This window comes from Streptomyces sp. NPDC012835 (assembly GCF_042900885.1).
GTDB lineage: Bacteria > Actinomycetota > Actinomycetes > Streptomycetales > Streptomycetaceae > Streptomyces.
The window spans coordinates 1,002,685-1,026,454 of record NZ_JBIBBW010000001.1; the positions used below are offsets into that span (position 1 = coordinate 1,002,685).

At 71.4% G+C, this 23,770-nt stretch carries 22 protein-coding genes and 1 pseudogene; 15 read left to right on the forward strand and 8 right to left on the reverse strand.

Annotated features, from left to right (window positions below; genetic code table 11):
- The first annotated feature begins 2 nt into the window (after positions 1–2).
- A complete protein-coding gene (locus ACFY6S_RS04290; RefSeq protein ID WP_388822631.1) occupies positions 3–479 on the forward strand; it encodes an SAM-dependent methyltransferase in 477 nt (158 codons plus the stop codon).
- Here ACFY6S_RS04290 and ACFY6S_RS04295 read toward each other — a convergent pair whose 3' ends face one another.
- Together ACFY6S_RS04295 and ligD are read right to left on the reverse strand one after the other, a co-directional pair.
- Positions 480–620 carry a hypothetical protein gene (locus ACFY6S_RS04295; RefSeq protein WP_388822633.1) on the reverse strand — a complete coding sequence of 47 codons (141 nt, stop codon included), beginning with the start codon at positions 618–620 and terminating at the stop codon, positions 480–482.
- A 97-nt stretch (positions 621–717) separates the two neighbouring features.
- Positions 718–1,734: a non-homologous end-joining DNA ligase gene (gene ligD, locus ACFY6S_RS04300; RefSeq protein ID WP_388822635.1), complete on the reverse strand. Its 1,017-nt coding sequence runs from the start codon at positions 1,732–1,734 to the stop codon at positions 718–720.
- Between the two features lie 158 nt (positions 1,735–1,892).
- Between ligD and ACFY6S_RS04305 the strand changes: the two genes are divergently transcribed.
- The 4 genes from ACFY6S_RS04305 (at position 1,893) to ACFY6S_RS04320 (ending at position 7,205) form a co-directional block, all read left to right on the forward strand.
- Entirely contained in the window at positions 1,893–2,966 is a 1,074-nt protein-coding gene (locus ACFY6S_RS04305; RefSeq protein ID WP_388822637.1) for an ATP-dependent DNA ligase, read from the forward strand.
- A gap of 86 nt (positions 2,967–3,052) precedes the next feature.
- Positions 3,053–4,117, forward strand: a complete 1,065-nt coding sequence (locus ACFY6S_RS04310; RefSeq protein WP_388822639.1) for an NAD-dependent epimerase/dehydratase family protein — start codon at positions 3,053–3,055, stop codon at positions 4,115–4,117.
- Between the two features lie 94 nt (positions 4,118–4,211).
- Positions 4,212–4,943, forward strand: a complete 732-nt coding sequence (locus tag ACFY6S_RS04315; protein ID WP_388822641.1) for a glycosyltransferase family 2 protein — start codon at positions 4,212–4,214, stop codon at positions 4,941–4,943.
- Positions 4,944–5,105: 162 nt separating this feature from the next.
- The gene (locus ACFY6S_RS04320) at positions 5,106–7,205 is read left to right on the forward strand and encodes an MDR family MFS transporter (protein ID WP_388822643.1); all 2,100 of its coding nucleotides are present in this window, start codon (positions 5,106–5,108) and stop codon (positions 7,203–7,205) included.
- Positions 7,206–7,320: 115 nt separating this feature from the next.
- Here ACFY6S_RS04320 and ACFY6S_RS04325 read toward each other — a convergent pair whose 3' ends face one another.
- Together ACFY6S_RS04325 and ACFY6S_RS04330 are read right to left on the reverse strand one after the other, a co-directional pair.
- Positions 7,321–7,782, reverse strand: coding sequence for a YchJ family protein (locus ACFY6S_RS04325; RefSeq protein WP_388822645.1), 462 nt, complete (start codon positions 7,780–7,782; stop codon positions 7,321–7,323).
- A 29-nt stretch (positions 7,783–7,811) separates the two neighbouring features.
- A complete protein-coding gene (locus ACFY6S_RS04330) occupies positions 7,812–8,582 on the reverse strand; it encodes an IclR family transcriptional regulator (protein WP_388822647.1) in 771 nt (256 codons plus the stop codon).
- Positions 8,583–8,748: 166 nt separating this feature from the next.
- On the opposite strand from ACFY6S_RS04330, the gene ACFY6S_RS04335 reads away from it, so the two are divergent.
- The 6 genes from ACFY6S_RS04335 (at position 8,749) to mmsB (ending at position 16,016) form a co-directional block, all read left to right on the forward strand.
- The gene (locus tag ACFY6S_RS04335) at positions 8,749–9,912 is read left to right on the forward strand and encodes a mandelate racemase/muconate lactonizing enzyme family protein (protein WP_388822649.1); all 1,164 of its coding nucleotides are present in this window, start codon (positions 8,749–8,751) and stop codon (positions 9,910–9,912) included.
- A complete protein-coding gene (locus tag ACFY6S_RS04340) occupies positions 9,909–10,922 on the forward strand; it encodes a zinc-binding dehydrogenase (RefSeq protein WP_388822651.1) in 1,014 nt (337 codons plus the stop codon). Before ACFY6S_RS04335 ends, ACFY6S_RS04340 begins: the two co-directional genes overlap by 4 nt.
- Positions 10,923–11,085: 163 nt before the next feature.
- Positions 11,086–12,063, forward strand: coding sequence for a hypothetical protein (locus ACFY6S_RS04345; protein ID WP_388822653.1), 978 nt, complete (start codon positions 11,086–11,088; stop codon positions 12,061–12,063).
- Positions 12,064–12,070: 7 nt separating this feature from the next.
- Entirely contained in the window at positions 12,071–13,177 is a 1,107-nt protein-coding gene (gene chvE, locus ACFY6S_RS04350; protein ID WP_388822655.1) for a multiple monosaccharide ABC transporter substrate-binding protein, read from the forward strand.
- A gap of 62 nt (positions 13,178–13,239) precedes the next feature.
- Entirely contained in the window at positions 13,240–14,760 is a 1,521-nt protein-coding gene (gene mmsA / locus ACFY6S_RS04355; RefSeq protein WP_388822940.1) for a multiple monosaccharide ABC transporter ATP-binding protein, read from the forward strand.
- Positions 14,761–14,765: 5 nt separating this feature from the next.
- Positions 14,766–16,016, forward strand: coding sequence for a multiple monosaccharide ABC transporter permease (gene mmsB, locus ACFY6S_RS04360; protein ID WP_388822657.1), 1,251 nt, complete (start codon positions 14,766–14,768; stop codon positions 16,014–16,016).
- Positions 16,017–16,108: 92 nt separating this feature from the next.
- On the opposite strand, the gene ACFY6S_RS04365 is transcribed toward mmsB, so the two are convergent.
- From ACFY6S_RS04365 to ACFY6S_RS04375, 3 genes are all read right to left on the reverse strand, one after another.
- Positions 16,109–16,909 carry an SAM-dependent methyltransferase gene (locus tag ACFY6S_RS04365; protein WP_388822659.1) on the reverse strand — a complete coding sequence of 267 codons (801 nt, stop codon included), beginning with the start codon at positions 16,907–16,909 and terminating at the stop codon, positions 16,109–16,111.
- A 73-nt stretch (positions 16,910–16,982) separates the two neighbouring features.
- The gene (locus ACFY6S_RS04370; protein ID WP_388822661.1) at positions 16,983–17,219 is read right to left on the reverse strand and encodes a DUF397 domain-containing protein; all 237 of its coding nucleotides are present in this window, start codon (positions 17,217–17,219) and stop codon (positions 16,983–16,985) included.
- Positions 17,220–18,083 (reverse strand): helix-turn-helix domain-containing protein, encoded by an 864-nt coding sequence (locus ACFY6S_RS04375; RefSeq protein ID WP_388822663.1) that lies wholly within the window; start codon positions 18,081–18,083, stop codon positions 17,220–17,222.
- A gap of 204 nt (positions 18,084–18,287) precedes the next feature.
- Between ACFY6S_RS04375 and ACFY6S_RS04380 the strand changes: the two are divergent.
- The 3 genes and pseudogenes from ACFY6S_RS04380 to ACFY6S_RS04390 all read left to right on the forward strand — a co-directional run.
- Positions 18,288–18,740: pseudogene (locus ACFY6S_RS04380) on the forward strand (ATP-binding protein); the annotation flags it as partial.
- 116 nt (positions 18,741–18,856) lie between these two features.
- Positions 18,857–19,285: a hypothetical protein gene (locus tag ACFY6S_RS04385; protein ID WP_388822665.1), complete on the forward strand. Its 429-nt coding sequence runs from the start codon at positions 18,857–18,859 to the stop codon at positions 19,283–19,285.
- A gap of 57 nt (positions 19,286–19,342) precedes the next feature.
- On the forward strand, positions 19,343–20,602 hold the full coding sequence (locus ACFY6S_RS04390) for an ROK family protein (RefSeq protein WP_388822667.1): 1,260 nt from the start codon (positions 19,343–19,345) through the stop codon (positions 20,600–20,602).
- Between the two features lie 155 nt (positions 20,603–20,757).
- Here ACFY6S_RS04390 and xylA read toward each other — a convergent pair whose 3' ends face one another.
- Complete coding sequence (xylA, locus tag ACFY6S_RS04395; RefSeq protein ID WP_388822669.1) at positions 20,758–21,927, reverse strand: xylose isomerase; 1,170 nt, start codon at positions 21,925–21,927, stop codon at positions 20,758–20,760.
- 269 nt (positions 21,928–22,196) lie between these two features.
- Between xylA and xylB the strand changes: the two genes are divergently transcribed.
- Positions 22,197–23,672: a xylulokinase gene (xylB, locus tag ACFY6S_RS04400; protein WP_388822671.1), complete on the forward strand. Its 1,476-nt coding sequence runs from the start codon at positions 22,197–22,199 to the stop codon at positions 23,670–23,672.
- Positions 23,673–23,770 lie beyond the last annotated feature (98 nt).

Consider the following 23,770-nt stretch of genomic DNA (forward strand, 5'->3'; position numbering starts at 1 on the left):
ACATGGTTCGGGCACTTGAGATCAAGCCGATCGGCATGGTGGTCGGAGGCCGGCCCGAAGTGGCAGACGACTACTGGGGTGGTGTCGACTCGGTGATCCGTCTCAACCCGGACTACCCGACGGAAGTGGTCCAGGGGCTGGAGGAGTTCTCGCACCTGATCGTCGTGTGGCACTTCGACCGGGCCTCGCCGGGCGATGTGGCACTGCACGCGCGCAGCCCCCGCAACAACCCGTCCTGGCCTCCTTCCGGCACGTTCGCACACCGTAACCATCGGAGGCCCAACCAGTTGGCGACGAGTTTCCCCCGCTTGCTGAAGGTTGAAGGGTTGGATCTGCACGTCACCGACCTGGACGCCGTCGACGGCACGGCCGTCTACGACTTGGCTCCGTATTTCACCGAAATGGGACCGCGTGGCACGGTCCACGAGCCTTCCTGGCCGGGCGACATGCTGTCCGACTACTGGTCCCCTCGGCATTGATCACCGTGCGGGAGGCTCCACGTGACCGTCGAGATCCGTCACTAAGCCGCCGAACAGCTTCCCGGAGTCCGGCTGGCGATCCTCGGCATCCACTCCGAGGTGCGCCACCGGGACTTCGGACTCACCGGTCTTCGCGTCCATGACCCGGCCCGTGGTACCGCGATAGGACACACGATGTGCGTGTTGCCCCTGGCCCCTCTCCGGCCCGACCGCGCCACGCGGTGACCGCCCGCCCCCGTCACTCCTCGTGCCGCGCCCGGCTCGGCTGGACGCGTTTCGGTTCGCCCGGCATCTTCGGGTAGTCCGGGGGATACGGCATGTCGCCGAGGCCGTGGTCCCGTTCGTACCGGTCGGCCAGCTCCAGCAGGCCCTCCAGACTGTGCGACCGCTCCCCCATGTCCGCGTGCACGTCGCCGAGTTCGGCGTAGCGCACGGGCATGGTCGCCAGGTCGAAGTCGGTCGGCGCCACCTCGTCCAGCTCCGACCAGCGCAGCGGCGCGGAGACCGGGGCGTGGGGGCGGGGGCGTACGGAGTAGGCGCTGGCGATGGTGCGGTCGCGGGCGGTCTGGTTGTAGTCGACGAAGATGCGCTCGCCGCGTTCTTCCTTCCACCACGCGGTGGTCACGCGGCCGGGCATCCGCCGTTCCAGTTCGTGGCCGATGGTGATGGCGCAGCGGCGTACCTCGGTGAAGGTCCAGCGGGGTTCGATCGGTACGAAGACGTGCAGCCCCCGGCCGCCGGAGGTCTTGGGCCAGCCGCGCAGGCCCTGTTCGTCGAGGAAGGCGTGGAGTTCGTGGGCGGCCCTGACCGCGTCGGCGAAGTCCGTGCCCGGCTGCGGGTCGAGGTCGATGCGCAGTTCGTCGGGGTGGTCGGTGCGACCTCTGCGGACCGGCCAGGGGTGGAAGGTGAGGCAGCCGAGGTTCGCCGCCCAGAGCACGGCGGCCACCTCGGTGGGGCAGATCTCGTCGGCCGACCGGCCGCTGGGGAAGTCGATGCGGGCGGTGGGAATCCACTCGGGCAGGTTCTTGGGGGCGCGTTTCTGGAAGAAGGACTCGCCGTCGACGCCCTCGGGGAAGCGTTCGAGGGTGGTCGGCCGGTCGCGCAGGGCGCGGACGATGCCCGGTCCGACGGCCAGGTAGTAGCGGGCGACGTCCAGCTTGGTGAAGCCGCGCGCGGGGAAGTAGACCTTCTCGGGGCTGGACAGCCGTACGGTCCTGCCGCCCGCCTCCAGCTCCACCGCCTGTCCCGATGCCATGTGCGCCACGGTAGGCCGGGCGGGCGCCGGGCGCATATCGGCCGGTCGCCCTATCGGCGGTCGTATCTCCGGGATGTCGGCCGGTCGTGTCTCGGGCGGACCCAAGTCGGGCGGGCCCATATCGGGCGGAGCGGGGCGTTCCCGAGCACAATCGGTGCATGGATCTTCCGGTCATGCCTCCCGTGAAACCCATGCTCGCCAAGTCCGTGGCCCGTATCCCGCCGGGTATGCAGTACGAGGCCAAGTGGGACGGCTTCCGGGCGATCGTGCACCGCGACGGGGACGAGGTGGTGATCGGCAGCAGGACCGGGAAGTCGCTCTCCCGCTACTTCCCCGAGCTGGTGGCGGCGCTGCTCGCGGAGCTGCCCGAGCGGTGCGTGGTGGACGGCGAGATCGTGATCGTGCACGAGGACCGACTCGACTTCGAGCTGCTCACCGAGCGTATCCATCCGGCGAAGTCCCGGGTGGATCTGCTCGCGGAGCGCACACCGGCGAGCTTCGTCGCCTTCGACCTGCTCGCGCTGGGGGACGTGTCGCTGCTTCCGGTCCCCCAGGAGCGGCGCAGGGAGGCGCTGGAGGCCGTGTTCACGGGCGTGCACGCGCCGGTTCATCTGGCGCCCGCCACCACCGACGCGGAGCTGGCGGCCGAGTGGTTCGAGCGGTACGAGGGGGCCGGGCTCGACGGGGTGGTCGCCAAGCCGCTCGATTCGCCGTACCGGCCGGACACCCGGTCCATGTACAAGATCAAGCACGAGCGGACCGCGGACGTGGTGGTGGCCGGCTACCGGGCCCACAAGAGCGGCCCCGTCGTCGGATCGCTGCTGCTGGGGCTCTACGACGCGGCCGGCGTCCTCCAGCATGTCGGGGTGTGCGCGGCGTTCTCGATGCGGCGCCGGGCGGAGCTGGCCGAGGAGCTGGCGCCGCTGCGGATGGAGACGGCGCGGGGCCATCCGTGGGCGGCCTGGGCGGAGGAGTCGGCGCACGAGAACGCCCGGCTGCCCGGCGGGCCGAGCCGCTGGTCGGGGACGAAGGATCTGTCGTGGCTCGCGCTGCGGCCGGAGCGGGTGTGCGAGGTGGCGTACGACCATATGGAGGGCGACCGGTTCCGGCACACGACGCAGTTCCGCCGCTGGCGCCCGGACCGTACGCCGGAGACCTGTACGTACGCGCAGCTGGAGGAACCGGTCCGCTACGACCTGGCGGAGGTGCTGGCGCCGCCGGACCACCGGTGACCCGGTGGGGGGAGCCGGTCCCACGGAGCGGTGACGCTGCGGCGCGTGAGGCGGACGGCGGGGCGCGGCGCGCTTAACGTCGCCCCATGCGTGTACTCGTCACCGGAGGCGCGGGCTTCATCGGCTCGCACATCGTCGCGGCTCTCACCGCGCTCGGCCATCAGCCCGTGGTCCTGGACGCCCTGCTCCCCTCGGCCCATCCCGTACCGCCGACACGCCCGCCCGGGGTCGAGTGGATCCACGGGGACGTACGGGACGCGGCGGCCGTGGCGGGCGCCCTGCGTGGCGTGGACGCGGTCTGTCATCAGGCGGCGATGGTGGGGCTGGGCAAGGACTTCGCCGACGCGCCCGCCTATGTGGGCTGCAACGACCTGGGCACGGCCACGCTGCTCGCGGGCATGAGCGCCGCGGGCGTACGGGATCTGGTGCTGGCCGGGTCGATGGTCGTGTACGGCGAGGGGCGTTACGACTGCCCGCTCCACGGGCGGGTCGCGCCGGGGCCCCGGGCGGCGGCCGATCTGGCGGCCGGACGTTTCGAGCCCGGCTGTCCGCGCTGCGGCGCCGAGCTGGTGCCGGGGCTGATCGGCGAGGAGGCGGCCACCGATCCGCGCAATGTGTACGCGGCGACCAAGCTGGCCCAGGAGCATCTGGCAGCGGCCTGGGCGCGGGCCACCGGCGGCCGGGCTGTCTCGCTGCGCTACCACAACGTGTACGGGCCGGGGATGCCGCGCGACACGCCGTACGCGGGCGTCGCGTCGTTCTTCCGCTCCTCGCTGGCGCGCGGGGAGGCGCCCCGGGTCTTCGAGGACGGCGGCCAGCGCCGGGACTTCGTCCATGTACGGGATGTGGCGGCGGCCAACGCGCTGGCGCTGCGCGCGGTACGGGAGCGGGAGCCGGGCGTGCTGAGCGCGTTCAACACCGGCAGCGGTGACCCGCGCACGGTGGGCGAGATGGCGGCGGCGCTGGCCGCAGCGCACGGCGGTCCCGACCCCGTGGTCACCGGCGAGTACCGGCTCGGCGACGTCCGGCACATCACGGCGTCGTCCCGGCGGCTGCGGGCCGAGCTGGGCTGGGCTCCCGCCGTCACGTTCGACGCGGGCATGACGGAATTCGCGCGGGCGGGACAGCGGGCGGTGGCCGTCGGCTCCTGAGCCGGGCGCCGTCCCCCGTCATCGCCCCTGTCCCTCTCACCCCTCTCACCCTTCTCACTCTCCTGTCGGCTTCGGAATTCGGACGGTGCTGGTCATGACCCACTCGACCCCCACGACGGTCGACCTCGTGCTTCCCTGCCTCGACGAGGCCCTCGCCCTGCCCTGGGTGCTGGAGCGCGTGCCGCCCGGCTGGCGCGCGATCGTCGTCGACAACGGCTCATCCGACGGGTCGCCGGAGATCGCCGCCGGGCTCGGCGCGACGGTGGTGCGCGAGCCGCGGCGCGGTTTCGGGGCGGCCTGCCACACCGGACTGCTCGCCGCCGAGGCCGAGTTCGTCTGCTTCTGCGACTGCGACGCGTCCCTGGATCCGGGGCTGCTGCCCGCCTTCGTCGCGGAGGTGGCGGCGGGCCGGACCGATCTCGTCCTGGGCCGGCGCAGACCGCTGACCCGGGGCGCCTGGCCGCCGCACGCGCGGGCCGGGAATCTGGCGCTGGCCCGGATGACGTACCGCAGGACCGGGGTGCGGCTGCACGACCTGGGCCCGATGCGGGCGGCGCGCCGTGCGGCGCTGCTGGATCTGGGGCTGACCGACCGGCGCAGCGGCTATCCCCTCCAGATGGTCGTACGGGCCGCCGACGCGGGCTGGCGCGTCACGGAACGGGACGTTCCGTATCTGCCGCGCGCGGGGAAGTCCAAGGTGACCGGCACCTGGCGGGGCACCTGGCAGGCGGTGCGCGACATGCGCGGGGTGCTGGCCGAGGCGCCGGTGCCCGCGGGTGCCGCGTCGGCCGGTCCGGCGCGGGCGGGCGCGGCCGTGCGGCCGTAGCACCGTGGGGCCGCGGCACCGGGAGCCGTGGAGACGGGGGCCCGTCGAAACCGTACGCCGGGCCCCGGTCCCGCCCCGGCCCCGTAGACCCGGTTGAACGCTCTCTCACCGGTCTGGCCGCCCCCGCATGCGTACCGCCGTCCGGGGTGTGACGGTGCAGAGATGACGACTGCCAGCGTGACCCGGCCTCCCTCGTCGGTCCCCGCGCCGCCGGTGCTCGACAAACGGCAGCGCAACGTCGTCTTCGCCACGATCATGCTCGGTGTGCTGCTCGCGGCGCTCGACCAGACGATCGTCGGTACGGCGCTGCCGACGATCGTGTCGGACCTGGGCGGCGCGGCGCACATGTCGTGGGTGGTCACCTCGTATCTGCTCGCGGAGACCGTCGCCACCGTCCTGGTCGGCAAGTTCGGTGATCTCTTCGGCCGCAAGCTCATCTTCCAGATCTCGGCCGTCGTCTTCATCACCGGTTCCTTCCTGTGCGGTCTGGCGACCGACATGACACTGCTGATCTCCTGGCGCGCGCTCCAGGGGATCGGGGCCGGCGGGCTGATGGTCACGGCGATGGCGCTGATCGCCGATGTCATCCCGCTGCGCGAGCGGGGCAAGTACCAGGGGGCGATCGGGGCGGTCTTCGGGGTCGCGACGGTGGTGGGACCGCTGCTCGGCGGGATTTTCACCGACAATCTGACCTGGCGCTGGTGTTTCTACATCAATGTGCCGATCGCGATCGCCGTGGTGGTCGCCGCCGCCCGGACCATCCCGTCCGTCAAGTCGGTGTCCCGTCCCGTCATCGACTATCCGGGCATCGCTCTGGTGGCCGTGGGCGCGAGCGCGCTGATCCTGGCGACGAGCTGGGGCGGCAATCAGTACGCGTGGGGCTCCCCGGTCATCCTGGGACTCTTCGCGGGCGGGATCGTCGCGCTGGCGCTGTTCTGCGTGGTGGAGACGCGTGCGGCCGAACCCATGCTGCCGATGCGGCTGTTCCGTACTCCGGTCTTCGCGGTCTGTTCGGTGCTGAGCTTCATCGTGGGCTTCGCGATGCTCGGCGCGATGACGTTCCTGCCGACGTATCTCCAGTACGTCGACGGCGATTCGGCGGTGATCTCCGGCGTCCGTACGCTGCCGATGGTCGTCGGGCTGCTGATCGCCTCGGTCTTCAGCGGCAACGTGGTCAGCAGGACGGGGTCGTACCGGCTGTTCCCCATCATCGGCTCGCTCGTGATGGCGGTGGGGCTCTATCTGCTGTCGCGGATGGGGCCGGACTCCGGGGTGTGGCGGGAGTCCGGGGCCATGTTCGTGCTGGGGCTGGGGATCGGGCTCTCCATGCAGGTGCTGACGATCGCCGTGCAGAACACCGTCGACTACGCGGACCTCGGCACGGCCACCTCCGGGGTCACCTTCTTCCGTACGCTGGGCAGCGCCTTCGGGACCGCCGTCTTCGGCACGATCTACAGCAACTCGCTCAAGCCGCGTCTGCGCACAGGTGTCGCCGAGGCCGTGCGGGCGGCGGGCGCGGGGGCCGATCCGGCGGCCGTCGCGAAGGCGGCACAGAGTCCGGAAGGGCTGCACCGGCTGCCCGCCGCGCAGTCGGGGCCGGTGATCCAGGCGTACGCGGACTCGCTGCACACGGTGTTCCTGGCGACGGTGCCGGTGGCGCTGCTGGGGTTCGTGGTGGCCCTCTTCCTCAAGCAGGTGAAGCTGCGCGACTCGGCCCGGGCGAACTCGACCGACATGGGCGAGGGGTTCGCGTCGCCGGGCTCGGGCGACTCGGCCCGGCTGCTGGAGCTGTCCGTGGGCCAGATCCTGCGCTCCACACGCCGGGAGGAGGCGCGTGGAGTGCTCAGGTCCGCCGATACGCGGCTGGACACGGCCGGGGCGTGGGCCGTGATGCAGGTCGAACTGTTCACCCGGATGGTGGGCCACGCCAGTCTGGGGCTGATCGCCGGACGCCACCGGATCCCGCCCGAGGTGCTGCTGCCGGTCTTCGACCGGATGGTGGAGGAGGGGTATCTGAGCAGGACCGGCAATCTGCTGGCGCACACGGAGGCGGGACGCCGTGAGGCCGCCGTGATCACCGGGGCCTGGGGGCGCTGGCTGGGCGAGCGGCTGGAAGCGGACCGGGGGCGGCCGAGCGACAGCGAGCTGCGCGACGCCGTGGACGCCATCGCGAAGCGGCTGCTCGCCGAGGATCTGGCGCACGATCTGCCGGGCGGCCACGGACTGCGGCCGTCGGGGGCCACCCGGGCGACAGCCCGCTGAGCGCCGGATCACCCGCCGATTGCCGGTGGCCGGTGGCCCGTGGCCGGTCTCCTGGGGCCGGTCTCCTGGGGCCGGTCACCTGGGGCCGGTCACCCGGCGAGGTCCCGGACGGGCATCACTCGGGGACCTCAGGGAAGGTGCCGTCCACATACACCCAGTGGCCCTCGCTCCGGACGAAACGGCTGCGTTCGAGGAGTACCCCCGGCTCGCCGTCCTGTCGGAAACGCGCGCGGAAGGTGACGGTCCCGGTGGTGTGGAACGCGCTGCCGTCGGTGGTCTCCAGGATCTCCAGCCCGGTCCAGCGCGTCCCCGGGTCGAGCTCCAGCCGCGCGGGCCGGGTGGCGGGGTCCCAGGTGCGCAGCAGATACGGCGCGTCGAGCAGCACGAAAGCGCTGTAGCGGGAGCGCATCAGCGCCTCGGGCGACGGCGCGGCGGCGGCGCCGCTGTGGAAGCGGTCGCAGCACTCGCCGTACGGGATCGGCTGTCCGTGCGGGGCGCTCCGCCCGCAGGGGCAGGGTGAGCCGGCGGCGACGGCGCGGTGGGCGGTGCGAACGGTACGGGAGGTACGACGGGCCATGCCGCCATTGTCCCCCGTGTTCCGCGCGTTCAGTGGCGGCCCCGGTGTCCCAGCCGCGCGGAGAGCGCGCCCGCGCCCTTGACGGCCAGTTGGGCGAGTTCCACTTCGCGCTCGTCGCTCCAGCGAATCATCGGTACGGAGATGGACAGCGCCGCGACCACCCGGCCGACCCGGTCGCGTACCGGCGCGGCCACACAGCTCACGTCCGGGTTGGACTCGCGGTGCTCGACGGCGAAGCCGCGCTCCCTGATCCCGGTCAGCTCCGCGCGCAGCGCCTCCGGGTCGGTGAGGCTGGCGGGGGTCATCGCGACGAACTCGTGGTCGGTCATGCGCAGTTCGAGATCGTCCTGGGGCAGCGAGGCGAGCAGCATCTTGCCGACCGAGGTGCAGTGGGCGGGCAGCCGGCGACCGGCGGCGGAGACCATCCGGACCGCGTGCGTGGAGTCGACCTTCGCGATGTAGATGACGTCGGTGTCCTCCAGGATGGCGACATGGACGGTCTCGTCGCAGGTCTCGGCGATCTCGCGGGCGACCGCCCGTCCCTCGGCGGCGAGGTCGAGCTGCTCCGCGTAGCGGCTGCCGAGCTGGTAGGAGCGCACCCCGAGCCGGTAGCGGCCGGGCTGTCCCGGCACCGCGGCCAGATAGGAGCGGGCCGCGAGGGTGGTGAGCAGTTCGTGCACGGTGGTGCGCGGCAGCTGGAGTTTGCGGATGACATCGGGCGCGGAGAGCGTGCCGTCGCCCTCCAGGAAGAGTTCGAGTATGTCCAGGGCCCGCGTCACCGCGGGGACCAGGCGACCCACGAGCGACCACCCACCCCTCTTGTTCGGTACTTCGGCCGTCGGCCGAGATGACGAACACAGGCTAACCGGTGCACTACCCATTGACACCCCTCGGAGAGCCTGAATACCGTCACGCCACGATTTCGAACGTGTGACGAAATTTCGAACGCACCCTAGGGGCACCGCCTTGCGCATTACGGGAATCAGCACGCATGTCGTCGGTACGCCGTGGCGTAACCTCACCTACGTCCTGGTCCATACCGACGATGGTCTCACCGGAGTCGGCGAGACGCGGATGCTCGGCAGAACCGACGCGCTCATCGGCTATCTGCGGGAGGCCGAGGCCAACCACCTCCAGGGCTCGGACCCGTTCGCCGTCGAGGATCTCGTACGCCGGATGAAGTACGGCGACTACGGACGGGCCGGCGAGATCGTGATGTCGGGCATCGCGGTCGTCGAGATGGCCTGCTGGGACATCAAGGGCAAGGCGCTGGGTGTACCGGTGTGGCAGCTGCTCGGCGGCAAGGTCACCGACCGGGTCAAGGCGTACGCCAACGGCTGGTACACCACCGAGCGGACCCCGGACGCCTATCACAAGGCGGCCCAGGCGGTGGTGGCGCGCGGCTACCGGGCCCTGAAGATCGACCCGTTCGGGACCGGCCACTTCGAGCTGGACCGGGCGGCGAGCAACGACGCGGTGGCGCTGATCGAGGCGGTACGGGACGCGATCGGGCCCGAGGCAGAGCTGATGCTGGAGATGCACGGGCGGTTCAGTCCATCGACCGCCATCCGGCTGGCCCGTGAGATGGCCCCCTACGAGCCGGCCTGGCTGGAGGAGCCGGTGCCGCCGGAGAACCTCAAGGCGCTGGCCAAGGTGGCCGGGAAGGTGGACCTTCCGGTGGCCACCGGTGAACGCATCCACGACCGGATCGAGTTCCGCGAGCTGTTCGAGTCCCAGGCCGCCGACATCATCCAGCCGGACGTCGGGCACATCGGCGGCATCCTGGAGACCAGGAAGCTCGCCGCCACCGCCGAGACCCACTACACCCTGATCGCGCCGCACAATGTCGGCGGTTCGGTGCTGACCGCCGCGAGTCTCCAAGTGGCCGCCTGCACGCCCAACTTCAAGATCCTTGAGCACTTCAACGACTTCGCGGACGCGGAGATCAAGAAGGTCGTCAGGGGCGCGCCGCAGGTCGACCCGGAGACCGGCTGCTTCGAGATCTCGCACGCGCCGGGCCTCGGTGTCGAGTTCGACGTGGAGGCCGCGGCCGAATTCCCGCAGCAGCGCGCGCGGTTCGACCTGTGGGCCGAGGGCTGGGAGAAGCGCGACCCGAAGGCAGGCCGGTGAGCGGTCGGTCGGTCGTCGTCGAGCGGCCCGGCGTTCACCGGCTGGTGACGGGCCCCGAGCCGGTGCCCGGTCCCGGCGAGGTACGGGTACGGGTCGCCGCCGCCGGGATCTGCATGAGCGACCGCGAGGTGTACGACGGTCGGCGTGACGCGGCCTATGTGCGCTACCCGGTGACGCCAGGTCACGAGTGGGCCGGGACCGTGGACGCGGTGGGCGAGGGTGTCGCCCGCGAGCTGATCGGCCGCCGCACGGTCGCGGAGGGCTTCCGCGCCTGCGGGGCGTGCGACCGGTGCCGGGAGGGCGAGACCTCGCTGTGCGCCGCCGGTTACGAGGAGACGGGCTTCACCGTGCCCGGTGCCTTCGCCGACCATGTCGTGGTCCCCGCACGGCTGTTGCATCCGCTGGCCGACGACGCCGACCTGCGCGCCGCCGCCCTGCTGGAGCCCGCCGCCGTGGTCGCCGCCGCCGTGCGCGCCGGCCGGCCCGAGCCGGGCGAGCGGATCGCCGTGGTCGGCGCGGGCACCCTGGGGCTCCTCGCCGTACAGCTGCTCGCCGCCTCCTCCCCCGGCGAGCTGACGGTGATCGACCCGAGGGCCCGAAGGACCGCGCAGGCAAGGGAGTTCGGGGCGAGCGGAGCGGGAACGCCGGAGGATACGAAGGAGTTGCACGGACGGTTCGACCTGGTGGTGGAGACGGCCGGAGCGCCCTCCACCGCCGCCTCGTCGTGCCTGCTGGCGCGGCGCGGCGGCCGGGTGGTGCTCACCGGGATGTTCACCCCCGGGGCCACCGGGATCGACCCGGTGCATCTGTCGCTGCATCAGCTGACGGTGCGCAGTGTCTTCGGCGCGCCGTCGGCCGCCTGGTCCTATGCCGTACGGGCCTTCACCGGTGGTCTGCTGGACCCGGCGCCGCTCATCACCCATGAGTTCCCGCTGGAGCGGTTCGGCGAGGCCGTCGCACTCGTCGGAGGCGGTGACCCGGGGACGGGAAAGGTGCTGCTGCGCCCCTGACCGTACGCCCGTACCGTCTCCGCGCCCCTCTCCCCGGCCCGCGACACCACCACGGCCCGCGCTCTCCCGGCCGCTCCGGCCGCCTCGGCGACGCAGCACCACCGCTCGTCCCGCGCGTTCCCGCACCACGACCACGCGCATCACCGAACCGAAGGACTCGTCCGTGACCGAAGCTTCCGCCCCCGCCCCCCGCCGCCCCGGCGCGCAGGCGCTCGCCGCGCTCGGGCTGGCCGCGCCCGACCTCGACCCCGCGGACACCTCCCCGCACACGTTCCCGGACGGCGGCACCTGGCGTACCGAAGTCCCCTCCGTGGAGGGCCCGGAGTGCCTGGCCGAGGTGCTCAAGGAGTCCGCCAGGCTCGATGTGCCCGTCCATCGCGTCAGCCAGGGCAGCGGCGTCTGGATGCTCTCCGACGCCGACATCACCGAGATGGTCGACGCCTGCGCTTCCCGTGACATCGAGCTGTGCCTGTTCACCGGGCCGCGCGGCACCTGGGACACCGGTGCCTCCGTCCGTACGGACTCCGGAGGCGCGGGGCTGCGCGCCCGGGGCCACGACGCGCTGGCGGGCTGTGTGGAGGACGCCGTGCGCGCCACCGGGCTGGGGGTGAAGTGCCTGCTCGTCGCGGACGAGGGGGTGTTGTGGACCCTGCACCGGCTGCGTGAGCGCGGTGTGCTGCCCGCCGACACCACGTTCAAGGTGTCGGCGCTGATCGGCCCGGTCAATCCCGCGTCGTACGCCGTGTTCGAGCAGTTGGGCGCCGACTCGGTCAACATCCCCTCGGACCTGACGCTGGCCCACTTCACCGAGATCCGCCGGGTCAGCCGCGCGCCCATGGACCTCTACATCGAGGCGCCCGACGACCTCGGCGGCTACGTGCGGATGTACGAGGCCGCCGAGCTGATCCGGCGCGGCGCCCCGCTCTATCTGAAGTTCGGTCTGTCGAAGTCCCCCGGCATCTATCCCTATGGGGCCCAGCTTCGCGAGACTGCCCTGAGCACTGCCCGCGAGCGGGTCCGCCGCGGCAGGCTCGTGCTCGATCTGCTCGCCCGGCACGGGGCCGACGGCGGAATGTCGCCGCTCGGTTCCCGGCTGCCGGGCCCGCTCCACCGCTTCTCCCTGACCCACGACAAGGACTGATGCACCCATGCGAAACCGTCGAGCCGCACTCGCCGTCACCGCCGTTTCCCTCGTTCTCTCCCTCGCCGCCTGCGGGCAGAACAGCGAGGGCGGCAGCAAGGAGGGCGCGAAGGACCCCAAGGACGCCACCATCGGCATCGCGATGCCCACCAAGTCGTCGGAACGCTGGATAGCCGACGGCGACAACATGGTCGCGCAGTTCAAGAAGCTGGGGTACAAGACCAACCTCCAGTACGGCGAAGACAACGTTGCCCAGCAGGTCGCCCAGATCGAGAACATGATCACCAAGGGCGTGGACGTCCTGGTCATCGCGGCCATCGACGGCAAGGCGCTCAGCGATGTGCTCCAGCAGGCCGCCGACCAGAACATCAAGGTCATCTCGTACGACCGGCTGATCCTCGGCACGAAGAACGTCGACTACTACGCGTCGTTCGACAACGAGAAGGTCGGTGTCCTCCAGGCCGATTACCTGGTCGACAAGCTCGGTCTGAAGGACGGCAGCGAGAAGGGCCCGTTCAACATCGAGCTGTTCGCCGGCTCACCGGACGACAACAACACCCGCTACTTCTTCGACGGCGCGTGGAAGACCCTCAAGCCGTACATCGACAAGAAGCAGCTCGTCGTCCGGAGCAAGCAGACCCGGCTGGACCAGGTCACCACCCTGCGCTGGGACGGCGGAACCGCGCAGAAGCGGATGGACGACCTGCTCACCAAGGCGTACGGCTCGAAGCAGGTGGACGCCGTGCTCTCGCCGTACGACGGCATCTCGATCGGCATCCTGTCGTCGCTGAAGTCCGACAGCTACGGCACCCCGTCCAAGCCGTACCCGCTGGTCACCGGGCAGGACGCGGAGGTCGCCTCGGTGAAGTCGATCATCGCGGGGCAGCAGACCATGACGGTCTACAAGGACACCAGGGCCCTCGCCGAGCAGGCCGTGCAGATGGCGGACGCGGTGCTGAAGGACAAGAAGCCCGAGGTCAACGACGAGAAGACCTATGACAACGAGGCGAAGGTCGTCCCGGCCTATCTGCTGGACCCGGTCGGCGTCGACAAGTCCAACTACCAGAAGGAGCTGGTGGACTCGGGCTACATCAAGGCGAGTGACCTGAAGTGAGCGGAGTCTGCGCACCAGCCGCCGGGGCGGCGTCCGGTACACCGGCCGCCCCGGTCCTGGAGATGCGTTCCATCGTCAAGACCTTCCCCGGGGTGAGGGCGCTCTCGGACGTCAGCCTCACGGTCGCCCGGGGTGAGGTGCACGCGGTCTGCGGCGAGAACGGCGCCGGCAAGTCCACCCTGATGAAGGTGCTCAGCGGCGTTCATCCGCACGGGAGTTACTCGGGCGAGATCCTCTTCGACGGGTCCCCGTGCGCGTTCAAGGACATCAAGGCCAGTGAGTCCCAGGGCATTGTGATCATCCATCAGGAACTGGCCCTGGTCCCCTATCTGTCGATCGCGGAGAACATCTTCCTGGGCAACGAGCACGCGAAGCGGGGCTTCATCAGCTGGAACGAGACGCTGCGGCACGCCGCCTCGCTGCTCAAGCGGGTCGGTCTGAACGAGCATCCGCAGACCAGGGTCGCCGACATCGGCGTGGGCAAGCAGCAGCTCGTGGAGATCGCGAAGGCGCTCGCCAAGAAGGTGAAGCTGCTGATCCTGGACGAGCCGACGGCGGCGCTGAACGACGGGGACAGCGCCCAGCTGCTGCGCCTGATCGGGGAGTTGAAGGCGCAGGGCATCACCTCGATCATCATCTCGCACAAGCTCAACGAGATCGCCGAGGTGGCCGACTCGGTCACCATCCTGCGGGACGGCCGGACCATCGAGACCCTCGACGTGCGGGCCGAGTCCACGACCGAGGACCGGATCATCCGGGGCATGGTGGGCCGTGACCTCGACAACCGGTTCCCCGACCGCACCCCCTACGAGGGCGAGCCCGGCGCGCATCCGGCGCTCGAAGTGCGCGACTGGACGGTGCACCACCCGATCGACCAGCAGCGCAAGGTGGTCGACGGGGTGTCGGTGCAGGTCCGCAGGGGCGAGATCGTGGGGATCGCCGGGCTGATGGGCGCGGGCCGCACCGAGCTGGCGATGAGCGTCTTCGGGCGCAGCTACGGCCGCAACATCAGCGGCACGGTGGTCAAGGACGGCCGGGAGATCCGTACCCGCACGGTGCCCGAGGCGGTCGGGCACGGCATCGCCTATGTGACGGAGGACCGCAAGCACTACGGGCTCAACCTCATCGACACGATCGGCCGCAACATCAGCCTGGGCGCGCTGTCCAAGGTGGCCAGGCGCGGCATCGTCGACGAGCACGAGGAGAGCCGGGTCGCCGAGTCGTACCGCAGGAGCATGAACATCAAGGCGCCGACGGTCTTCGAGCAGGTCGGCCGGCTCTCGGGCGGCAACCAGCAGAAGGTCGTCCTCAGCAAGTGGATCTTCGCGGGCCCCGATGTGCTGATCCTCGACGAGCCGACACGCGGTATCGACGTGGGCGCGAAGTACGAGATCTACACGGTCGTCGACAAGCTCGCAGCCGAGGGCAAGGCCGTCATCTTCATCTCCTCCGAACTCCCCGAGCTGCTGGGCATGTGCGACCGCATCTACACGATGGCGGCCGGCCGGCTCACCGGTGAGATCCCGCGCGCGGAAGCGACCCAGGAAGTCCTGATGCGCCACATGACCAAGAACACGAGGTAGTCGACATGGGTCCGGTCACCACCGCCACGCCGAGGGGCGACACACCGAAGGGCTCCCCGCCGAAGCCGCCCGCCGGGCGTTCGGCCACCAGGGAGCTGCTGCTGGAGGCCGCGCGCCGCAACATGCGGCAGTACGGCATGCTCATCGCGCTCGGCCTGATCGTCGTCCTGTTCCAGATATGGACCGACGGTGTGCTCCTCAAGCCGAACAACGTCACCAATCTGGTGCTCCAGAACAGCTACATCCTGGTGCTGGCCATCGGCATGATGATCGTCATCATCGCGGGCCACATCGACCTCTCGGTCGGCTCGCTGGCCGCGTTCGTCTCCGCGGCCAGCGCGGTGATGATGGTCAAACACGACATGCCCTGGGTCGTCGCGCTGATCCTCGGGCTGCTGATCGGGGCGGTCGCCGGGGCCTGGCAGGGCTTCTGGATCGCGTACATCGGCATCCCCTCGTTCATCGTCACCCTCGCCGGGATGCTCCTCTTCCGCGGCGCCACGCAGATCTTCCTGGGGTCGCGTTCGCTCAGCCCGTTCCCCGAGGGCTTCCAGAAGATCTCGACCGGCTATCTGCCCGAGGTCGGCCCCGACACCAACTATCACAATCTGACCGTGCTGCTGGGGCTCGCCCTGCTGGCCTTCGCGCTCTTCCAGGAGTTCCGGGACCGGCGCCGCCAGCAGACGTACGAACTGGAGGTGCTGCCCCTCAATCTGTTCGTCCTCAAGTGCGTGGCGCTCGCCGCCGCCGTGCTCGCCTTCACGATGACCCTGGCCAGCTACCGGGGCGTCCCGGTGGTCCTGCTGCTGCTCGCCGCGCTGCTCATCGGCTTCGGCTATGTGATGCGCAACGCCGTGATCGGCCGCCATGTGTACGCGCTGGGCGGCAATCAGGCGGCGGCGAAGCTGTCGGGGGTCAAGGACAAGCGTGTCACCTTCCTGGTCTTCGTCAACATGGGGGTGCTCGCGGCGCTGGCCGGCGTGGTCTACGCGGCCCGGCTCAACGCGGGTGTGCCGCAGGCGGGCATCAACTTCGAACTGGAGGCCATCGCCGCCGCGTTCATCGGCGGCGCGTCGATGAGCGGGGGCGTCGGCACGGTGTTCGGCGCGATCATCGGCGGCCTGGTGCTCGGCGTGCTGAACAACGGCATGTCACTGGTGGGCGTCGGCACCGACTACCAGCAGGTCATCAAGGGGCTGGTGCTGCTGGCCGCCGTCGGCTTCGACGTCTGGAACAAGCGGCGGGTGGGCGCCTGACGCGCTGACCGGGCCCGGCCCCGCGGGGGATGAAAAAACGCGGCGCCGCAGCGCACCTGAAAGTGCTGCGACGCCGCGCCCCCGTGATTCGGTTAGAGCTTGCGTGCCACGCCCACGTATCCGGGGACGGGGCCACCACAGGGGACCGGGACGGGCTCCCCGGGCCCGGGTCGCCAGTCGGCGGCCAACGAGACGCCGGGCTCCGCGAGTTCGAGCCCCCGGAAGAACGCGGCGAACTCCTCGCGGGAGCGTGTGGCGAGAGCCGGACCCCGGTCCCGGTACATCTGTGGAGCCCGGTCCGCACTGTCCCGGTCGTAGTCCCCCGTGGCGTGGGAGAGGACCAGATAGCTGCCGGACGGCAGCGGGGCCAGCAGCCGGCGCACCAGCTCGTACGCGCCGTCCTCGTCGGAGACGAAGTGCAGCAGCGCGATGAGCGAGACCGCGACCGGCCGCTCCAGGTCCAGGGTCCTGGCCGCCGCCTCGAAGATCGCCTCGGGCTCGCGCACATCGGCCAGGACGTACTCCGCCGCGCCCTGCGGCGTGGAGCGCAGCAGGGCCTCGGCGTGGCGCGGCACGACCGGGTCGTTGTCCGTGTAGACGACTCGGGACTCGGGGGCGGCTTCCTGCGCCGTCCGGTGCAGGGTGGGCTCGGTGGGAATCCCCGTACCGATGTCGAGGAACTGGCGCACCCCGGCGGTGGTGACGAGCCACCGGACGGCGCGGAGCAGGAAGGCCCGGTTGACCCGGGCCGTCTCGGCAGCCCGGGTGTCCAGGGCCACCAGACGCCGCGCCATCTCCTCGTCCGCCGGGTAGTTGTCCCGGCCGTCCGGTAACCGGTCGTGGACCCGGGCGGGATGCGGCGTCGTGGTGTCGATCGAGTCGGGCACCGTCATGTGCGCTCCCTGGGTCTCGGATCGGTGGGCGTTCGGTGGACGATCGGCGGGCGGACGGCTGAGCCGGGCGGGATCAGGTGAGCAGGAAGTCCGCCTGGCCCGACTTGGCTCCCTGGATGAACGCGGCGATCTCACTGGTGGTGTAGATCAGCGCGGGCCCGTCGGGGTCGGTGGACTGACGCATGGCGACCCTGCCGTCGGCCAGCTTCATGGCCTCGACGCAGTTGCCTCCGTTGCCGCCGCTCCACGGCTTGCGCCAGCCTTCGGCGCCGAGTTCGGCGGCGGGCATGCCGTTGTATATGGGGTCCATTCACAGCTCCTTGCGGACATCCTTGAGGATCTCCTTCGTGCGTTGTGCAGTCGCGGCCTGAGCCGCCATCCGGTCCATGACCTCCAGGTGGGTGGCCACTTCGGGACGGGCGTCGAGATATACGGCGCCGGTGAGGTACTCGCTGTAGACCATGTCCGGCAGTTCCGGTACGGCGAAACGGAAGATCACGAACGGCCCGTAGGTGCCGGGATGATGCCCGCTGGCGAACTCCGCGATCTGGATCGTCACATGCGGCAGGGCGGCGGCTTCGAGCAGCCGGTCGATCTGTCCGCGCATGACGTCCGGACTGTCACCGACGGGACGGCGCAGCACGGTCTCGTCCATGATCACCCAGAATCTGGGCGCGTTCTCCCGGGTCAGCAGGGACTGGCGTTCCATCCGGAGCGCCACATGGCGTTCGATGTCGTCCGGGCGGGCCTGTCCCACGGCCCCGGCGACCATGACGGATCTGGCGTAGTCCTCGGTCTGGAGCAAGCCGGGGACGAAGTGCGGTTCGTACGCCCGCAGCAGCGCCGCGGCGCCCTCCAGGCTGACGTACATGCTGAACCAGTCCGGCAGGATGTCGTGGAACCGCTGCCACCAGCCGGGCTTGTTCGCCTCCTCGGTGAGCTCGACGAAGGCGTCGGCCTCGTCGTCGGGGATGCCGTACGCCTTGAGCAGGAGCTGCACATAGGGGACCTTGAGCGCGACCTCGGCCGTCTCCATGCGGCGGATCGTGGCCGGAGCCACCCGCAGGAGCCTGGCGGCCTCCTCGCGTTTCAGGCCGCGCCGCTCCCGCAGGTCTTGCAGACGTCTGCCGAGCACGACCTGACCCACGGTCGGGGCGGACCGCGGTTCACTCACTTCTACCTCCCCACGCACAGTTGACAGCAGTCTGCCATGCCTTTAGGACGAAGAACACGGCACTCTGAATTTTTCAGAGTGCCACTTGCCAAGTGTCCTCGGCGGGTGGAGAGTGGATCGGTGAACCAGTACACGCGGTTGTCGCGCTCTGCCATGGGAGAGGCCCGCGCTCATCCGCTGCTCCCCCACCGTTAGGAATCGGTCGTGGCACCTGGTAACGCGCTCACCCCCCAGCTCATCGCCCTGTGCCCCGGCAGCGCCGTCCGTCGTTACGGGTTCCAGTTGCCGGCCCACGCGGAGTCGGTCAAGCGTGCGAGACAACTCACCCGCGACCGGCTCGCCCATTGGGATCTGGACGAGTCCACCCTCGACACGGCGGTCCTCGTGGTGTCCGAACTCGTGACGAACGCGATCGTGCACGCGGCCGGCCACCGGGTCTTCTGCGAGCTGCGCGAAGGCGGGGGACATCTCCGGATCGCCGTGGAGGACCAGGGGTACGGACCGACGGGACCGCAGCTGCACCACGCCGGCGCGGACGAGAGCGAGGGCGAGGGGGGCCGCGGTCTCTTTCTCGTCGACTCCCTGTGCAGCGGCTGGGGCGCCCACGACACCTCGGGGTACGGCCCCGGCCGCGTCGTCTGGGCCGAGTTGCCGCACAGCGGGCGCGCGGGTGCGGGCGACGCCCACCCGGGGGCGCCGGCGACCGGTGTGGCCCACGGGACGACCGGTGTGTCACGGGGATCGGGCGGCGTTCCGCGCGGATCGGGGACGCCGTGCTGAGGAGCGCCCTGCACCGCCTCGCCCGGGGCCGGCGTGACCACTCCGCCGGACGGGTCGAGCTGCCGCTGCCGCCCACGCTGCCGGCGGCGCTGGGGTGCGACGCGGTCGGCGTCCCGGCGGAGCACGGTTTCCGGCTGATGGCACGGCTGCCGAGGACCGGCTGTGTCTTCGCCGACGCGGACTGGTGGTGGTGGATCGTACCGGCGGGCTCGGACCTCGATCTGACCTGGCCGTCACCGGCCCGCTATGTCACGGGTACGGCCGTCCCCGCGGAGCACCCCCGGCTGATCCACTGGCCCGAGGCGCACACTCCGTACACCCCGCCCATCCCCTTCTACCTCATGGTCTGCCAGCTCTCCGGCACGGCTCCCGCCTGGACGCGCAACGGTGCCTCCCAGGCGCTGACGGCCGCCGGCGAGTAGGGGCGGGCGCCGAGCGCCGCCGGCCCGCGTGGCCGATCGCTTAGGCTCGTGCGCGAGATGAACAGCAACCACACCTCCCTCGGCCCGAAGGCCGACAAGGAGACCGTGCGCCGGCACAATCTGAGCCTCGTGCTGCGGGCGGTACGGGACGAGGGCGAGACGACCAGGGCCGGGGTCGCGGGACGGGTGGGGCTGACCAGGGCGGCCGTGTCGTCGCTGGTCGAACAGCTGCTGGACAGCGGGTTCCTCTCCGAGTCGGGGAAGACGTTCAGCGGACACGCGGGCCGACCGGGCACGGTGCTGAAGGTGACGCGCTCCGGGCCCGCCGGAATCGGCGTGGAGGTCAACATCGACTATGTGTCGGTGTGCGTGGTCGACCTCGCGGGCACCGACCGGGTCCGGCTGACCGAGCATCTCGACAACCGCGGTACCCGTCCCGCCGAGGTCCTGGCGCGTGCCGCGCGGATCGCCGCGCGGACCCTGGAGTCCGCTGCCGAGCAGGAGTTGCACCCGGTGGGTGTCCAACTGGCCCTGCCGGGGCTGGTGTCGGGCGGTGCGGTCCGCCAAGCGCCCAATCTGGGCTGGAACCGGGTCCCCGCCGAGGAGCTGTTCGCCGGGGCGCTCGCCGGGCTGCGCCCGGACGGGCCCGCGCTGCCGGTGAGTTCGGAGAACGAGGCGAATCTCGCGGCGCTGGCCGAGCTGTGGTTCGGCGGCCTGGGCCCGGTCCGCACCTTCCTCTATCTGACCGGCGAGATCGGGGTCGGCGGGGCGCTGGTGCTCGACGGCGAGCTGCTGCGCGGGGCACACGGCTTCGCCGGGGAGATCGGGCATGTGGTCGCGGACGCGGCGGGCCCGCTCTGCCGGTGCGGCTCGCGGGGCTGCCTGGAGCAGTACGCGGGCCAGTCGGCGCTGCTGCGGGCCGCCGGCATCGGCGAGGACTCCGGCGCGCCCGGCCTGGCCGAGCTGACGCGCCGGGTGGCGGCCGGAGACCCGCTCGGGGTGGCCGCCGTCGAGCGGGCCGGGACGATGCTCGGCCGGGTGCTGTCGGGCGCGGTGAATCTCCTCGACCCGGACGCGGTGGTGCTGGGCGGAATCTACCGGGAGCTGATGCCCCGTCTGTCCCCGGCGGCCGACCGGGAGTTGACCGCCCGGGTCGTCTCGGGACTGTGGCCGCCCGGCAGCGGACGGCTGCGCGCCTCCTCCTCGGCCGGTGACGCCGCGCGCGGCGCGGCGGCCCTGGTCGTACGGTCGGTGCTGGCCGATCCGGTGGCGTACGCGGGGCACGGGGCGGACGGGGCGCGGCGGGGGACGGACTGAGGCCGGTCGGTCGGCGACGGGGCGCCGCCGGGCTCCCCCGTACCCCGCGCCCGTCCTGCCCCTGCCCCTGCCCCTGCCCCTGCCCCTGCCCCTGCCCCTGAGCGTCCGCAGCCCCGACCCCGCCCCGCGCCGCGCGCGTCATCGGACTTTCGGGGTCAGCGCGCGCCCAGCAGGTGGTCCATCGCGAGCTGGTCCAGGTGCTCGAAGGCCATGCCCCTGGCGCCCGCCGCCTCGGGGTCGAACTCCTCGTACGCGGTGCGGTCGGCCAGCAGTCCGGCCACCCCGTCGGCGGCGGTCGGCTCGGCCAGCTGGTCGAGACGCGAGGCGCGCAGCGCCTCCTGGACCAGCGGGTCGGCGCGGAAGGAGGCGGCACGCTCCTTGAGGATCAGGTAGTTGCGCATGCACCCGGCGGCGGAGGCCCACACCCCGTCGTAGTCCTCGGTGCGCGGCGGCTTGAAGTCGAAGTGCCGGGTGCCCTGCCAGTCCGCGCTCTCCAACAGGTCGACCAGCCAGAAGGCGGCGCGCAGATCACCGGCGCCGAAGCGCAGGTCCTGGTCGTACTTGATGCCGTTCTGGCCGTTGAGGTCGATGTGGTAGAGCTTGCCCGACCAGAGCGCCTGGGCGACGGAGTGCGGGAAGTTCAGCCCGGCCATCTGCTCGTGGCCGACCTCCGGATTCACGCCGTACAGCTCGGGGCGCTCCAGGCGCTCGATGAACGCGAGGGCGTGACCGACCGTCGGCAGCAGGATGTCGCCGCGCGGCTCGTTGGGCTTGGGCTCGATGGCGAACCGCAGGTCGTAGCCCTGTTCCGTGACGTACTCGCCGAAGAGGTCGAACGCCTCCTTCATCCGGTCGAGGGCGAGCCGTACGTCCTTGGCGCCGCCCGACTCCGCGCCCTCACGGCCGCCCCAGGCGACGAAGGTCTTCGCGCCGAGTTCGGCGGCGAGGTCGATGTTGCGCAGGACCTTGCGCAGCGCGAAGCGGCGGATGTCGCGGTCGTTGGCGGTGAGACCGCCGTCCTTGAAGACGGGGTGGGTGAAGAGGTTGGTGGTGACCATGGACGCGACGACCCCGGTGGCGTCCAGTGCCTGCCGGAAGCGCTTGATGTGCGACTCGCGCTCGGTCTCGGACGAGCCGAACGGGATGAGGTCGTCGTCGTGGAAGGTCACGCCGTACGCGCCCAGCTCCCCGAGCCGCTGTACGGACTCGACGGGGTCCAGGGCCGGGCGCGTGGCGTCGCCGAACGGGTCCCGGCCCTGCCAGCCCACGGTCCACAGGCCGAAGCTGAACTTGTCCGCGGGGGTGGGTGTGAAGCGTTCCGTCATCCTCTGGCCGCCTTCGATGGCTAGCCCCGGTTCGCGCCGGAGCTATTTGTTTCCTGACATGACTAATAAAGCACGGAGTCCGGACGGGCAAAAGACCGAACGGCGATCCGGAATCGTCCTTACCCTGATTCGGCGGTGTCCGGACCGGCGCAACCGCCCGGACGGGGCCGGTGACGTGACCCGCCGGAGGTTGATCGTCCTCGCTGTTCCCGTGCGTCGCGCCATCGCGTAATTTGTTCTCCCAGATCCAAAACCGGAGGTAGAGCCGCATGTCGCAGAGCCAGGTCGTCATCGGCGTGGACAGTTCCACCCAGTCCACGAAGGCCGCCTTCACCGACGCCGCCACCGGCCGGCTGCTCGCCGTGGGCCGCGCGCCGCACCGCGTGACCGGGGAGGGCGGCGCACGCGAGACGGACCCCGAGGTGTGGTGGAACGCGCTGCGCGACGCGGTCGGCGCCGGGCTCAAGGAGTCCGGTGTGGAGCCCTCGGCCGTCATCGGCATAGCCGTCGCCGGACAGCAGCACGGCCTGGTCGTGCTGGACGGCGCCGGCCGCCCGCTGCGCCCGGCGCTGCTCTGGAACGACACCCGCTCGGCCCCCCAGGCCGCCGCCCTGACCGAGACCCTCGGCGGCCCGGACGCCTGGACGGCGCGTACGGGCTCGGTGCCGGTGGCGTCGATGACGGCCTCCAAGTGGCAGTGGCTGCGCGAGAACGACCCGGCCGTCGCCGACGCCACGGCCGCCATCAGGCTCCCGCACGACTTCCTGACCGAACGGCTCGCGGGCACCCCCGCCACCGACCCGGGCGACGCCTCCGGCACCTGCTGGTACTCGACCGCCACCGGGGAGTACGACGCCGAACTGCTGGCGCTCCTCGGGCTCGACACCGATCTGCTGCCGCCCGTCGCCACCACCGGCGCCGCCCGGATCGGCTCGCTCACGCCGGGCGCCGCCGCCGAGCTGGGCCTGCCGGCCGGGATCGCGGTCGCGGCGGGTACCGGTGACAACATGAGCGCCGCCGTCGGCCTGGGCTTCGGCGGCGCCGGGCTGCTGGACCACCCGGTGCTCAGCCTGGGCACCTCGGGCACGGTCTTCGCCGCCACCCGCACCCGCCCGCGGTCCGCCGCGCTCGCCGGGTTCGCCGCCGCCGACGGTACGTATCTGCCGCTGGCCTGCACCCTCAACTGCACGCTCGCCGTGGACAAGGTGGCGGCGCTGCTCCGGCTCGACCGGGAGGACGCGACGCCGGGCGGCGAGGCCGTACTCCTGCCGTACCTGGACGGCGAGCGCACCCCCGACCTGCCGGCCGCTTCGGGTCTGCTGACCGGCATCCGGCACGACACCACGCCGCAGCAACTGCTGGGCGCCGCCTACGAGGGCGCGGCCGTGACCGTACTGCGCGCCCTGGACGAGGTCATGCGCGCCTGCGGTCTCGACCCCGCCGCCCCCGAGGCCGCCGACCGTCCGCTGCGGCTGGTCGGTGGCGGCGCGCAGGGCCGGATGTGGGTCGAGACGGTACGGCGGCTCTCCGGCCGCCCGCTGATCGTGCCCGCCAGCGGCGAACTGGTCGCCCTCGGCGCGGCGGCCCTGGCGGCGGGCGCGGCCACCGGCGAGGACCCGGTGGCCGTCGCGACCTCCTGGGAGACGGGCGCGGGTCCGCTGCTGCCGCCGGTCGAGCGGGACACCGGGACATGGGAGCGGGTCGGCTCGGTCCTGGACCGGGCGGCGCCGAGCCTGCTGAGCTGAGCCGGGCCCGCCGCGCACGGCGGGACGCCTGCCGGAGCCCCGCCGGGCGGCGGGAACAGGAGGGGCGGGAGCGGACGGGCCGGGAGCAGGCGCGCCGG